13 protein-coding genes, 2 pseudogenes and 1 riboswitch are annotated in these 13,693 nt (G+C 65.9%); of the genes and pseudogenes, 9 read left to right on the top strand and 6 right to left on the bottom strand.

Features of this window, described 5'->3' with window-relative positions; translation table 11 throughout:
- Positions 1–117: 117 nt before the first annotated feature.
- From dapF to G4G28_RS23645, 3 genes are read right to left on the bottom strand one after another with little or no spacing between them, the layout of a single operon-like run.
- Positions 118–981, bottom strand: a complete 864-nt coding sequence (gene dapF, locus G4G28_RS23655; RefSeq protein ID WP_182990196.1) for a diaminopimelate epimerase — start codon at positions 979–981, stop codon at positions 118–120.
- 12 nt (positions 982–993) lie between these two features.
- Positions 994–1,857: a lipid A biosynthesis acyltransferase gene (locus G4G28_RS23650; protein ID WP_182990195.1), complete on the bottom strand. Its 864-nt coding sequence runs from the start codon at positions 1,855–1,857 to the stop codon at positions 994–996.
- The gene (locus G4G28_RS23645; RefSeq protein ID WP_182990194.1) at positions 1,854–2,705 is read right to left on the bottom strand and encodes a lysophospholipid acyltransferase family protein; all 852 of its coding nucleotides are present in this window, start codon (positions 2,703–2,705) and stop codon (positions 1,854–1,856) included. Before G4G28_RS23645 ends, G4G28_RS23650 begins: the two co-directional genes overlap by 4 nt.
- A 184-nt stretch (positions 2,706–2,889) precedes the next feature.
- Here G4G28_RS23645 and metK point away from each other — a divergent pair, with 184 nt between their 5' ends.
- The 4 genes from metK (at position 2,890) to metF (ending at position 7,381) form a co-directional block, all read left to right on the top strand.
- The gene (metK, locus tag G4G28_RS23640) at positions 2,890–4,056 is read left to right on the top strand and encodes a methionine adenosyltransferase (RefSeq protein WP_182990193.1); all 1,167 of its coding nucleotides are present in this window, start codon (positions 2,890–2,892) and stop codon (positions 4,054–4,056) included.
- Between the two features lie 309 nt (positions 4,057–4,365).
- Positions 4,366–4,439, top strand: a riboswitch (S-adenosyl-L-homocysteine riboswitch).
- A 25-nt stretch (positions 4,440–4,464) separates the two neighbouring features.
- Positions 4,465–5,877 (top strand): adenosylhomocysteinase, encoded by a 1,413-nt coding sequence (gene ahcY, locus G4G28_RS23635; RefSeq protein ID WP_182990192.1) that lies wholly within the window; start codon positions 4,465–4,467, stop codon positions 5,875–5,877.
- 330 nt (positions 5,878–6,207) lie between these two features.
- The gene (locus tag G4G28_RS23630; RefSeq protein WP_182990191.1) at positions 6,208–6,561 is read left to right on the top strand and encodes a phage holin family protein; all 354 of its coding nucleotides are present in this window, start codon (positions 6,208–6,210) and stop codon (positions 6,559–6,561) included.
- Complete coding sequence (metF, locus tag G4G28_RS23625) at positions 6,548–7,381, top strand: methylenetetrahydrofolate reductase [NAD(P)H] (RefSeq protein ID WP_182990190.1); 834 nt, start codon at positions 6,548–6,550, stop codon at positions 7,379–7,381. Before G4G28_RS23630 ends, metF begins: the two co-directional genes overlap by 14 nt.
- Positions 7,382–7,452: 71 nt before the next feature.
- On the opposite strand, the gene G4G28_RS28710 is transcribed toward metF, so the two are convergent.
- On the bottom strand, positions 7,453–7,737 hold the full coding sequence (locus tag G4G28_RS28710) for a 5-formyltetrahydrofolate cyclo-ligase (RefSeq protein ID WP_308601449.1): 285 nt from the start codon (positions 7,735–7,737) through the stop codon (positions 7,453–7,455).
- The gene (locus G4G28_RS28705) at positions 7,695–8,186 is read right to left on the bottom strand and encodes a hypothetical protein (protein WP_308601447.1); all 492 of its coding nucleotides are present in this window, start codon (positions 8,184–8,186) and stop codon (positions 7,695–7,697) included. The genes G4G28_RS28710 and G4G28_RS28705 overlap by 43 nt, the downstream gene beginning before the upstream one ends.
- A gap of 445 nt (positions 8,187–8,631) precedes the next feature.
- Here G4G28_RS28705 and G4G28_RS27190 point away from each other — a divergent pair, with 445 nt between their 5' ends.
- From G4G28_RS27190 to G4G28_RS23600, 5 genes and pseudogenes are all read left to right on the top strand, one after another.
- Positions 8,632–9,570 (top strand): hypothetical protein, encoded by a 939-nt coding sequence (locus tag G4G28_RS27190; RefSeq protein ID WP_229507792.1) that lies wholly within the window; start codon positions 8,632–8,634, stop codon positions 9,568–9,570.
- Positions 9,555–10,280 (top strand): transglycosylase SLT domain-containing protein, encoded by a 726-nt coding sequence (locus tag G4G28_RS27185; RefSeq protein ID WP_229507791.1) that lies wholly within the window; start codon positions 9,555–9,557, stop codon positions 10,278–10,280. Before G4G28_RS27190 ends, G4G28_RS27185 begins: the two co-directional genes overlap by 16 nt.
- Before the next feature lie 30 nt (positions 10,281–10,310).
- A pseudogene (locus G4G28_RS23610) lies at positions 10,311–11,220 on the top strand (complex I NDUFA9 subunit family protein); the annotation flags it as partial.
- 133 nt (positions 11,221–11,353) lie between these two features.
- Entirely contained in the window at positions 11,354–12,070 is a 717-nt protein-coding gene (locus G4G28_RS23605; protein ID WP_182990188.1) for a glutathione S-transferase family protein, read from the top strand.
- A gap of 5 nt (positions 12,071–12,075) precedes the next feature.
- Positions 12,076–13,327 (top strand): annotated as a pseudogene (locus tag G4G28_RS23600) (multifunctional CCA addition/repair protein).
- Between the two features lie 74 nt (positions 13,328–13,401).
- Here G4G28_RS23600 and G4G28_RS23595 read toward each other — a convergent pair.
- A complete protein-coding gene (locus tag G4G28_RS23595) occupies positions 13,402–13,554 on the bottom strand; it encodes a hypothetical protein (RefSeq protein WP_182990187.1) in 153 nt (50 codons plus the stop codon).
- Positions 13,555–13,693 lie beyond the last annotated feature (139 nt).

Raw genomic sequence — 13,693 nt, 5'->3', positions numbered from 1 at the left:
GCGGCGGGGCGCGCCTGCCTGGTGCACCCGAGGGGGCGGCAGCGCGTACGGAATCGCTGCCTGAGGATAGCAGCGTCCCCTTACGCCTTTGGCCGGGTCGATCAGAGGCGGCTGCGCCTAGAGCTCGATCTCGCCTTCGAATACGGTGACTGCCGGACCGCTCAGGTACACCGACTCGCCTTCGCCCGCCCAGGCTATCGACAATTCGCCGCCACGCGCGGACACGCGCACCGGCGAATCGAGCAGGCCGCGCCGGATGCCGGCAACGACAGCGGCGCAGGCGCCCGTGCCGCAGGCCAGGGTTTCACCCGCCCCGCGTTCATACACGCGCAGCTTGACGTGGCTCCGATCAATCACCTGCATGAAGCCCGCATTCACGCGTTTCGGAAAACGTGGATGCCGCTCGATCAGCGGTCCGGTTGCGGCAACGGGGGCCGTCTCGACGTCATCGACTACCTGGACGGCGTGTGGGTTGCCCATCGATACGACCGATACCAGCACCGTCGCGCCGCCGCCTTCAAGAGGCAACTGCAGGGGCCACAGGGTCTCGCGGTTCTGGGATTGGCTGCTCAGTCCGGCGCTGTCGAAAGGCACGCGCTCTGGATCCAGTGTCGGCGCGCCCATGTCGACCGTGACGCTGCCGTCCTCTTCCAGGCGCGGTTCGATGATGCCGGCCATGGTCTGGACACGGATGCTGCGCTTGTCGGTCAAGCCTTTGTCGATAACGAAGCGAACGAATGCGCGCGAGCCATTGCCGCATTGCTCGACTTCACCGCCATCGCTATTGAAGATGCGGTAGCGGAAATCGCAACCCGTTTCGGTCGGGCGCTCGACGACCAGGATCTGGTCAGCGCCGATACCGAAGCGGCGGTCGCCCAGCCGGCGCCATTGTTCGGTACTGAAATCGATGGCCTGGTGGATGGCGTCAATGACGACGAAATCGTTGCCGGCGCCATGCATCTTGGTGAACTTGAGTTTCATAATTAAAAATCGTCAGTCGTACAGCGAAGGCTCGCCGGGCGGCCGGGTCTTGAAGCGTTTATGCGTCCAGAAGTATTCGGCGGGGGCTTCGCGCACGCGCTCTTCGATGAAGGCGTTCATGCGCCGCGTTGCCGCGATCATGTCGTCGCCTGGATAGTTGTCCCATGCAGGATAGAAGCGCACGCGCCAGCCCCCGTAGTTCGGCAGGAAGGTGGCGATCACCGGAATCACCTTGGCGCCAGTCGTGCCGGCGATGCGGCCGAGCGCCGTCAGGGTCGCGGCAGGCACGCCGAAGAAGGGCACGAACTCGGCATCCTTTTCGCCGAAATCCATGTCCGGCAGCATGAAGTAGGGCAGGCCGTCGCGCAGGGCACGCAGGATCGGCTTGATGCCTTCCTTGCGCGTCACCAGGCGTACCGGACCATAGCGCTCGCGCCCGTGGCGCAGCAATTTGTCGAAGGCGGCATTCTTTTGCGGCACGTACATGCTGCAGACAGGAATGACGCGCGCGGCAACACCGGCCACGTCCAGGCAGACGAAGTGCGGGCACAGCAGGATGGTCGGTCCCGCTTCCATCTCGGCTTGCGGCACGCTTCCCTCGACGTGGATCAGCTTGCGCACCCGCGCTTCCGGCGCCCACCACAGGATCGAACGCTCGAAAATACTGCGCGAGTAGCCGCGGAAATGGTCGCGCGCAATCCGGCGCCGTTCCTCTTTCCCCAGTTCCGGCATGCACAGGCGCAAATTGGTAAGGGCAATATGGCGGCGTTTACCCAGTACCAGGAACATCAGGCTGCCGACGGCTTCGCCAAAACGCCCGAGCACAGGTAATGGGAGCCAATGCAGCAGCCACAAGAAAGCGATCAGGACCCTCATGCGACGGCCTCGGCCTGGGGCGCGGCCACGCCGTCGGGTTGTTTATAGCGGTTATAGCTCCAGAAATACTGGGCAGGGCAACGTGCGATCAGTTGCTCCATGGCGCGGTTGATGCTGGCCGCCTGCTCGGCGGCATTCCCGCCCAGGTCGCCCTCGAACGGCACGAAGCGCACCGTGTAGCCGCGTCCGCGCGGCAGGCGTTCGGCATAGACCAGCAGGATGTCGGCGCGTCCCAGTTGTGCCAGCTTCGCAGGCAGTGTCATCGTGTAGGCGCTGCGGCCGAACCACGGCGCCCACACCCCTTCGCCTTCCTGCGGCACCTGGTCCGGCAGCAAGCCGATCGGCTGGCCGCCCTTCAGGGTCTTCGCCAGGATGCGCACGCCCGACAGGGTAGCCGGTGCCAGGTGCAGGTTATGGCGTGCACGGGCACCTTCGACCAGGGGTTTGAGCGCACTCTTGCGCGGCGGACGGTACATGACGGTCAGCGCGGTATGCAGCGCAATTTGCTGCGCCGTCATCTCGAAACAACCCAGGTGTGGCGTGAGGAAGACAATCCCGCGCCCGGCGTCGAGCACGCGCTGCACCATGTCCCAGTTTTCAACAGTGGCATGACGGGCAACCCGCTCCGGTTTGCCGCACCAGACGAAGGCGAGTTCGACGATGGCCTTGCCGGCCTCGGCAACGGCGGCGCGGCGGTAGGCGCTGAAGCCGGCCTGCGCCAGGTTGGCGTCGAGACGGCGGCGATACGAGGGCGACAACAGGTAGACCAGCCAGCCCAGCGCGGCGCCGAGGGCATGCAAACTATGTAATGGAAAGACTGACAGGACTCTGAATAGAATAACTAGCATGCGATTGATCGGGGTTCAGGTCGAGCCGGCCTGCGCCACCAAAAATTTCTCAAAGGAGCGTAAAATACCACTTTATGCAGGATCCGCCGAGTTAATAGACAACTTGCGAAGCGGAATATAAATGTCGCTAAAGCGTCGCAGGCAAGGTTGCTGCGGCTATTTTTGAACAGTAACTGGAGCCTTCATGTCCAACGATTACCTCTTTACTTCCGAATCCGTTTCGGAAGGCCATCCCGACAAGGTCGCCGACCAGATCTCGGACGCGATCCTCGACGCCATCCTCGAGCAAGACCCGCGTGCCCGTGTTGCCGCTGAAACGCTGTGCAACACCGGTCTGGTCGTCCTCGCCGGCGAGATCACGACCCACGCCAACGTCGATTATATCGGCGTCGCACGCAACACCATCAAGCGCATCGGCTACGACAACACCGATTTCGGCATCGACTACAAAGGTTGCGCCGTCATGGTCTGCTACGACAAGCAGTCGCCGGACATCGCGCAAGGCGTCGACGAAGGCGCCGGCCTCGACCTCGACCAGGGCGCGGGCGACCAGGGCCTGATGTTCGGCTATGCCTGCGACGAAACCGCCGAGCTGATGCCGGCCGCCATCCACTACGCGCACCGCCTCGTCGAGCGCCAGTCGCAACTGCGCAAGGATGGCCGCCTGGCGTGGCTGCGTCCGGACGCGAAGAGCCAGGTCACGCTGCGCTATGTCGACGGCCGCCCGGTCTCGGTCGATACCGTCGTGCTCTCGACCCAGCACCATCCGGACGTCTCGCACTCGCAGATCGAGGAAGCGGTGATCGAGGAAATCATCAAGCCGGTGCTGCCGCGCGAATGGCTGCAGAACACGAAATACCTGGTCAACCCGACCGGCCGCTTCGTCATCGGCGGCCCGCAGGGCGACTGCGGCCTGACCGGCCGCAAGATCATCGTCGATACCTACGGCGGCGCAGCCCCGCACGGCGGCGGCGCCTTCTCGGGCAAGGACCCTTCCAAGGTAGACCGTTCGGCCGCCTATGCCGCACGCTATGTCGCCAAGAACATCGTCGCTGCCGGCCTGGCGCGCCAGTGCCAGGTGCAGGTCAGCTATGCCATCGGCGTCGCGCGTCCGATCAACATCACGGTCTATACCGAAGGCACCGGCGTCATCTCCGACGAGAAAATCGCCCAGCTGGTGATGGAACATTTCGACCTGCGCCCGAAAGGCATCGTCCAGATGCTCGACCTGCTGCGGCCGATCTACGCCAAGTCGGCCGCCTACGGCCACTTCGGCCGCGAAGAGCCGGAGTTTACGTGGGAGCGCACCGACAAGGCCGCGCTGCTGCGCGCCGAAGCGGGCCTGTCGTAATGTAGTAAAAGTGGGCATTGGCCACGAGGGTCGATGCTCGCAGTTGTAGGGTGGGCTCCGCCCACGCGGGTATGCGGCCGATGACTATCGGGATAGTGATCGAAGCAGCGATCACGGCATTCCTGATGTCGAACTCAATGCTTGAGGTTTCTTGCGCTGCGACACTGGCGGTATGCATGCGTCCATACCGCGTGGGCGGAGCCCACCCTACGATGCGTGGCCGTTGAAGCTTTGTTGCAAGCGCACACACCACCGCATCGTGAAAAGACCCGGCGACCAACACCGCCGCGCAGACGTGCTAAACTACCCCGTTCCGAGGAGCGTTGCGACGAAAAGATTCCTTTTCGCCAGGCTCGGATATCCAGCAACCGCGCTCACGTTACTTTTTTCAATTGAAAGGAGGGCGTGATGAGCGCCGTACTGAAACAAACCCAAGACTTCCTCGTTGCCGACATCTCCCTGGCCTCCTGGGGCGAGAAGGAAATCCGCATCGCCGAAACCGAGATGCCGGGCCTGATGGCAATCCGCGAAGAATATGCCGCCACCCAGCCCCTGAAGGGCGCGCGCATTGCCGGTTCGCTGCACATGACCATCCAGACCGCCGTGCTGATCCGCACGCTGGAAGCCCTCGGCGCGCAAGTGCGCTGGGCCTCGTGCAACATCTATTCGACCCAGGACCACGCCGCCGCCGCCATCGCTTCGGTCGGTACGCCGGTGTTCGCCATCAAGGGCGAAACGCTGGACGAATACTGGGAATACACCCACCGCATCTTCGAATGGCCGGGCGACAAGCACGCCAACATGATCCTCGACGATGGCGGCGATGCCACGCTGCTGCTGCACCTGGGCACGCGCGCCGAGAAGGATATCTCCGTCCTGGCCAACCCGGGTTCGGAAGAAGAAATCTGCCTGTTCAATGCCATCAAGGGCCGCCTCGCGACCGACCCGCAGTGGTACTCGAAGCGCCTGCCATGTATCAAGGGCGTGACCGAGGAAACCACCACCGGCGTGCACCGCCTGTACCAGATGCACCAGGAAGGCAAACTCGCCTTCCCGGCAATCAACGTCAATGATTCCGTCACCAAGTCGAAGTTCGACAACCTGTACGGTTGCCGCGAGTCGCTGGTCGACGGCATCAAGCGCGCCACTGACGTCATGATCGCCGGCAAAGTCGCCGTCATCGCCGGTTACGGTGACGTCGGTAAAGGTTCGGCGCAAGCGATGCGCGCCCTGTCGGCGCAAGTCTGGGTCACCGAAATCGACCCGATCTGCGCGCTGCAGGCCGCGATGGAAGGCTACCGCGTCGTGACGATGGACTATGCTGCCGAACACGGCGACATTTTCGTCACCTGCACCGGCAACTACCATGTCATCACCGAAGAGCACATGCTCAAGATGAAGGACCAGGCGATTGTCTGCAACATCGGTCACTTCGACAACGAAATCGAAGTCGCGGCGCTCAAGAAGTACGAGTGGGAAAACATCAAGCCGCAAGTCGACCACGTGATCTTCCCGTCGGGCCGCCGCATCATCCTGCTGGCCGAAGGCCGCCTGGTGAACCTCGGCTGCGGTACCGGCCACCCGTCGTACGTGATGAGCTCGTCGTTCGCGAACCAGACCATCGCCCAGATCGAACTGTTCGCCAATACCGAGCAGTACCCGGTCGGCGTCTACACGCTGCCAAAGCACCTGGACGAAAAGGTTGCACGCCTGCAGCTGAAGAAGCTGAACGCGCAACTGACCACCCTGACCGAAGAACAGGCTGCCTACATCTCGGTGAAGCAGGAAGGTCCGTACAAGCCGGATCACTACCGTTATTGATCGGTAAGGTGTAAGTACTCGCCGAGAAATAAACGTGTTTTTGGCTGCCAGAACCGGCGCGTTGCTGCGTTGGCTCGCGTCCGCTTGCGGGGCAGTGCTCGCACTGCGGCGCGCCGCCTTGGCGCGCTCGCCGCCTTGCACCGCATCCGAACCGGCACGTCCGGTTCTGTTTGTCAAAATTCACGTTAATTTCCGGTCGAGTACTTAGCGCGTCCCCGGCCGGCTTCGCCGCTGCCGGGGACGCCTTCGGCAACTCATCGCCAGCACGGCAGGGCGCCGCGTGCGCCCTGACCGTACCCAACAACAAGAAAACGCACACGAAAGCTGCACATGCGCCTGCTCCTGACCTGGCTGATCAACGCCGCCGCGCTGATGGCCCTGCCTTACCTGATGCATTCCGTCGTCGTCGACAACCTCGTCACCGCCCTGGTCGCGGCACTCGTGCTGGGCCTGGTCAATACGCTGATCCGGCCCCTGCTGGTATTGTTGACCTTGCCTGTCACGCTGCTGTCGATGGGGCTGTTCATCCTGGTCATCAATGCCGTCCTGTTCTGGGTGGTGGCGAGCTGGATCGATGGCTTCCATGTCGATGGTTTCTGGTCAGCCTTCCTGGCGGCGATCCTGTACAGCGTGATTTCGTGGGCGCTTTCCACCTTGCTCCTCAAAGACGATGGACACGCATAATTTCAGCATCGAGTTTTTTCCGCCGAAAACGCCCGAGGGCGCGGACAAGCTGCGCGCCACCCGGCGCCAACTGGCGGAACTGAATCCGAAATATTTTTCGGTCACCTTCGGCGCCGGCGGCTCCACCCAGCAGGGCACGCTCGACACGGTGCTCGACATCATGGCCGACGGCCACCTGGCCGCTCCCCACCTGTCCTGCATCGGTGCCACGCGCGATTCCATCCGCACCATCCTGAAGCAGTTCCAGGACAAGGGCATCCGCCGCCTGGTGGCCCTGCGCGGCGATTTGCCAAGCGGCTATGGCGGGGCGGGCGAGCTGCGCTACGCGAATGAACTGGTCGAGTTCATCCGGGGTGAAACCGGCGACTGGTTCCATATCGAAGTGGCGGCGTATCCGGAAATGCACCCGCAAGCCCGGTCGCCCCAGGACGACTTGCAGAACTTCGCGCGCAAGATCGGGGCCGGCGCGAATGGCGCCATCACCCAGTATTTCTATAACGCCGACGCCTATTTCCAGTTCGTCGACAATGCGCGCAAGCTCGGCATCGACGTGCCTGTCGTCGCCGGCATCATGCCGATCACCAACTACATGCAGTTGTCGCGCTTTTCCGACATGTGCGGCGCCGAGATTCCGCGCTGGGTACGCCTGAAACTGGCCAGTTTCGGCGACGACAGCGCATCGATCAAGGCATTCGGTCTCGACGTGGTCACGAACCTGTGCGAGCGCCTGATGGCCGGCGGCGCGCCGGGCCTGCACTTCTACAGCATGAACCAGGCCGCCGCCACCACGGCGATCTGGCAGCGCCTCGCCAGCCGCTAAAGCAGGCGCGGGCATGGAAAAACCGGCAGCGCAAACGCGTTGCCGGTTTTTTTTACGCCTTCATCATCCTGTCATTCGAGCGCGCTATCCTCGGTGACGATCAGGTCGAGCGGCACATCGTGGACGTCGGCATCGAATGCCGCCAGCTGGCAAGCATAGGCCACGCCCAGCGTTGCCGGACGAACGCCGCCCGCCAGCGTGCGGTCATAGAAGCCGCCGCCATAGCCGAGCCGGTAGCCGTGTTCGTTGTAGCCGAGGCAGGGCACCAGCAGCGCCGGTGGACGCGCGACAAGGCGCAGCTGCGCCGGCACCGTCACCCCGAGCGGATCGAGCGCCATCGCTCCCGGGGGAGCCATTCGGCAAACGCCAGCGGCGCATGGCGCTCCACCACCACCGGCAGCGCCAACGCGGCGCCCTCGGCTGCCAGCGCCCGGTAAGCTTCCATCAAGTCCGGCTCGCCGCTCAGGGGCCAGTAGACGGCCAATAGCGGCGGACGGGTGCGGCGCCACCAGGCCAGCACCTGCGCGCCGATGCGGGCATCGTGTGCGGCTTTATCCGCGTCGTCGAGCGCGGCGCGGCCTGCCTTGAGCGCTTTGCGCAGTGCCGCCTTGGCCGCTTTCGCGTCCTGTGCCGCTGCGCTGTCGTGAAGTTGTTGCGTTCCTGCACCATCGCCGCCTTTACCCTGCTGATCGCGCGATTGCGCGGGGCCTGCCTGTGCGACGCTATGGGTGGATGGCGCTTCCGGCGCGCCGTCCGGGAGCCCCGCTACGCCAGAGGCCTGCCCGGTTGCGCAACGGATGCGCATGGTATTCTTGATTCGCCGGTCATGATCCAATGAAGGGTGTAATTGCTGTGTTGAAGTTTCCGTGGAAATTATTCGCCGGCGCAGTCCTGGCTGCTTCCAACGCCGCTGTCCTGGCCGAGGCACCACCGCCGGCGCCTGTCTTCCGGCCTGCCGCGCCGGCCGCCACCGCTCCGTCGACCATTCCGCCCGTACCCGGTGCCGCCACGGTGCCTGCCGCGCCCGGCCTGCCGCCCGCGATGAATGCCTCCAGCGCCGACGACGACAACTTCCTGCTGTTGCGCGAAGCCGCGCGCCAGAACGACAGCGCCCGCGCCAACGCGCTGGCATCGCGCCTGCCGAATTACGTGCTGGCCGCGTATGTCGACTATTATCGTCTCAAACCGCGCCTGCGCGAGGCCGGCGCCGAGGAAATCCGCGCGCTGCTGCGCCACGACGGGGCAGCGCGGTGGCGGAACGCCTGCGCCTTGACTGGTTGCTCGAACTGGGCCGCCAGCGCGACTGGAGCAATTTCGAGCGCGAGCTGGCGCTCGTCAACCGCGGCGACGACCTGCAGGTACGCTGCTATGCCTTGCTGGCGCGTGCCATGCGCGGCGAGCGCGTCGCGCCTGAAGCGCGCGGCTTGCTGGTCAATCCACCGGCCTATGGTGAAGCCTGCGCCGCCCTGATGGCGCAGCTGGCGCAAACGGGCCAGCTCAGCCAGGAAGAATTACTGGCGCAACTGCGCCTGGCCGGCGAGATGGGCGCCACCGGGCCGTCGCGCCGCATTGCCCTGTTGCTGGGCGCCTCCGACACCCGCGCGGCCCAGGCCGTCGACGTGCCGGCGGTGGCGATGGCGCGCGGCATCGGCACCACGCGCGCCGAGCGCGAAATCTACCTGGTCGCGCTCGGCCGCATGGCCCGTACCAGCCTCAGGCTGGCCAGCGTCGCCCTCAACAAGAACAGCGACAAGCTCACGGCCGAGGAACGCGCGATCGGCTGGGCCAACGTGGCGCTGGCCGCCTCGATCACGCTTTCTCCCGAAGCCCACGATTACTGGCAGCGGGCCGAAGGCGCGCCGCTGACGAACTTCCAGCGCGAATGGAAAACCCGCATGGCGCTGCGCCGCGGCGACTGGCGTACCGTGGCGGCCACGATCGAATCGATGCCGACGCCATTGCGCGACGAGTCCGGCTGGGTCTACTGGCTCGGGCGCGCCCACGTGGCGCAAGGGCGGCGCGAGGAGGGCGAGGCTTTGTTCCGTCGCGTCGCCACCCAGAACAATTTTTATGGCCAGCTGGCGATGGAAGAGCTGGGCGAGCTGGTGACGATTCCCCGGCCGCCGCGCCGCCCACCCAGGCCGAAATCAATGCGGTCGCAGCGCTGCCGGCCATGCGCCAGGCCATGAAGTTCTACCAGCTGCGGCTGCGCCCCGAAGGCAACCGCGAGTGGAACTGGGCCCTGCGTTCGCTGTCCGAGCGCCAGCTGCTGGCCGCGGCCGAGTACGCGCGCCGCAACGAGCTGCTCGAGCGGATGGTCGAAACTTCGCTGCGCACGCGCACTGAATTCGACTACAGCCAGCGTTTCCCGGCGCCGCACAACGAGATCCTGCAGCCGACCGCGCGCAACCTGTCGCTCGATGCGGCCTGGGTCTACGGCCTGATCCGCCAGGAATCGCGCTTCATCAGCGAAGCCCGCTCGGGCGTCGGCGCGGCCGGCCTGATGCAGGTGATGCCGGCCACCGGCAAGTGGGTGGCAGCGAAAATCGGCCTGGGCGACTTCGTCCACAGCATGCTGCATGACGTGCGCACCAACATCACCCTCGGCACCAATTACATGAACATGGTGCTGGAAAACGCCGGCGGCTCGCAGGTGCTGGCCACCGCCGCCTACAACGCCGGCCCGACCCGCTCGCGCACCTGGCGCGGCCTGCTCGAAGCGCCGATGGAAGGGGCGGTGTTCGTCGAATCGATCCCGTATTCGGAAACCCGAACCTATGTACGCAATGTGATGTCGAACGCTACCAACTACGCTGCACTGTTCGAACGGCGGCCGCAATCGCTCAAGGCGCGCCTGGGCACGATCGCGCCGCGCGGCGCCAGCAGCGGCCTGCCTTGATTTTCCATTGTCGACCCTGGCGAGGAACCCATGCGTGATCCGCAAGTGGTGGTATTCGGCGGTTCCGGTTTCATCGGCGGCCACCTGGTGGCGCTGCTGGCGCAGGAGGGTATTCCCACCACGGTGCCGACGCGCCACGAGGCGCGCGTGCGCCACCTCACGATGCTGCCAGGGGTCGACGTGGTCGAAGCCGACATTCACGACGGCGCCACGCTGCGCACCCTGCTGGCCGGGCGCACGGCCGCGATCAACCTGGTCGGCGTGCTGCACGGCGGCCGCGGCCAGCCCTATGGCGCCGAATTCCGGCGCGCCCACGTCGACCTGCCGCGGCGCATCGTCGATGCCTGCTTCGCGGCCGGCGTGCCGCGCTACCTGCACATGAGCGCGCTGGGGGCGAACGCGCAGGGGCCGTCGATGTACGCGCTCCAAGGCCGACGGCGAACTGGCCGCGCGCAGCCGCCCGGAGGTGGCCGCGACGATCTTCCGGCCCTCGGTCGTGTTCGGCCCGGGGGACCATTTCCTGACGATGTTCGCCAAACTCCAGCGCCACCTGCCGGTCGTGCCGCTGGCGGGTGCCTCGGCGGTATTCCAGCCGGTGTACGTGGGGGACGTCACCACGGCCTTCCTGCACGCCTTGCGCGACGACCACACGCGCCACCTGGTCTACCAGCTGGGCGGGCCGAACATCTACACGCTGGCTGAACTCGTGCGCCTGGCCGGGCGCTATGCGGGCTGCGAACGCAAGGTCGTCGAGCTGCCGCCGCCGCTGGCGCGCCTGCAGGCGGCCCTCTTCGAGCTGCTGCCGGGAGAACCGCTGCTCACGCGCGACAACCTCGACTCGATGAAGGTCGACAACGTGCTCGACCCCGCCATCGGGGACTTGACAGCGGCCTCGCTGGGAATCAAGCTCACCCCGCTGGAAGCGGTGGCGCCGCATTACCGGCGCAGGGCGAACCGCTCGATCGCCTGCGCACCCGCGCCGGGCGCTGAGCTTCTGCTCCCCATTTGCTGTTTTACCTTAACCGGCCGGCCCGCGCCCCCAGCGCGCGGGCGGCATCTCAACCAGGAAAGCCATGCAGACCACGGAACTCGACCCGACCCTCTCGAACACGCTGGAACAGGCGCGCAAGCCCGGCCTCACGCTCGTCATCGGCAACAAGAATGTCTCGTCGTGGTCGATGCGGCCCTGGGTGGCGGCCGTTGCCTTCAACATTCCGTTCACCGAAGTGCGCGTGCTGCTCGACCAGCCCGACACCGCCGCCAACATCGCGCGCTATTCGCACGCGGGCCGGGTGCCGGTGCTGCTGGCCGGCGAGATGACGGTCTGGGACAGTCTCGCCATCTGCGAATACCTGGCCGAACAGTTCCCGGATAAACACCTGTGGCCGCAGGACGTGGCCGCGCGCGCGCTGGCACGTTCCGTGGTCGCCGAGATGCACTCGGGCTTCGGGGCCCTGCGCAACGACATGTCGATGAACATCCAGGCACGCCTGCCGGGCCGCGGACGCACGCCCGGCGCCCAGGCCGACATCGGCCGCATCTGCGAGATCTGGGAAGAGTGCCTGGCGCGCTTCGGCCACCGCGGCTTCCTGTTCGGCGATTTTTCCATCGCCGACGCCTTTTATGCACCGGTCGTGATGCGCTTCAGGACCTACGGCGTGGCGCTGGCGCCGGCGCTGCAGGCCTATTGCGACCGCATGCTGGCCCATCCGGCGGTGGCGCGCTGGGTGGAAGAGGCGATGGCGGAGACCGACGCGACGCCGCTGCACGACAGCGAACTGCCGGGCTGATGGCGATGCGCAGTTACGTCGTCGGCGGCGCCGTGCGCGACGAGCTACTCGGGCTGCCGGTCCAGGACCGCGACCACGTCGTCGTCGGCGCCACGCCCGATCAGATGCTGTCCGCGGGCTTCCGCCCGGTCGGCAAGGATTTTCCCGTGTTTCTGCACCCGGACACGCAGGAGGAATACGCGCTCGCGCGCACCGAACGCAAGACCGCGGCGGGCTACCACGGCTTCGTCTTCCACACCGCGCCCGACGTCACGCTGGAACAGGACCTGATACGGCGCGACCTGACCATCAATGCGATGGCGCGCGGCGAGGACGGCACCATCGTCGACCCGTATGGCGGCCAGCGCGACCTCGCAGCGCGCGTGTTCCGCCATGTGTCGGACGCCTTCGCCGAAGACCCGGTGCGCATCCTGCGCCTGGCCCGTTTTGCCGCGCGTTTCCCCGACTTTCGCGTCGCCGATGACACCCTCGCCTTGATGCGGCAGATGGTCGAAGCGGGCGAAGTCGATGCCCTCGTGCCCGAGCGCGTCTGGCAGGAGCTTGCACGTGGCCTGATGGAAGGGCGTCCGTCGCGGATGCTGGCCGTGCTGCGCGACTGCGGCGCGCTGGCGCGCATCCTGCCCGAGCTCGACGCCTTATGGGGCGTGCCGCAGCCGCCGAAGCACCATCCGGAAGTGGACACGGGTGTCCACATGATGCTGGTGATCGATTACGCGGCCGAACAGGGCCACACGCTGGCGGTGCGCTTCGCCGCGCTCATGCACGACCTCGGCAAGGGCATCACACCGTCCGACAACTGGCCGGCTCACCATGGCCACGAGGGCATGGGCGCCAGACTCATCACTGCCGTCTGCCGGCGCCTGAAGGTGCCCAACGATTGCCGCGACCTGGCCTTGATCACCGCGCGCGAACACGGCAACGTCAGCCGCGCGCGCGAGCTGCGTCCAAACACCATCGTCACCCTGTTCGAGCGCTGCGACGCCTTCCGTAAAACCGAGCGCTTTGCCGACATGCTGCTGGCGGCCGAGTGCGATGCGCGCGGACGCGGCGATGAGACCCACGCCATGCGCAGCGCGCCGTATCCGCAGCGGCCCTACCTGCTCGGCGCGCTTGCTGCGGCGCGCCGTCAACGCCGGCGAAGTCGCGGCGCGCCATGCCGAGAACAGGGAGCGCATCCCGGAAGCGGTGCACCGCGAACGCGTGAACGCCGTCTCGCGCTGGGTCTACAGCACCACCGGCGCCGGCAGCATCGAATAGCAGCGGCGCCGCCCCCTTATGCGCCGTGGCTGGACGCCGTCTCCGGTCTTTCGTATAGTCAAGTTTTTAACGCATCAGGGCAGGAACATGCATCCGATCGAGGTCAAGCCCGGCTGGCGCAGCGTCCCCTTCGGCATCGTCGGGCTGACAACGGCGTTCGTACTCGCCTCCACCGCGGCCCGCGCTGCGGCGATGTTCGGCCCGGCCGCCTGGCGCGCCCTCTTCATGGTGATGTGCATCGCGATGGCGGCGCTGCCCCTGGATCGTCCTCGACCGCGCCAGCCGCCGCCAGATCGGCCTGTGCCGTCCCCGCCACCCGGGCTGGCTGCTGCCTGGATTGCTGCTGGGCGTCCTGGCCGCGAGCGC

The sequence above is a fragment of the Massilia sp. Dwa41.01b genome (genome assembly GCF_014171775.1).
Classification (GTDB): domain Bacteria; phylum Pseudomonadota; class Gammaproteobacteria; order Burkholderiales; family Burkholderiaceae_D; genus Telluria.
Note: the sequence above shows the minus strand (reverse complement) of the source record. Positions and strands in the feature narration are given on the sequence as shown.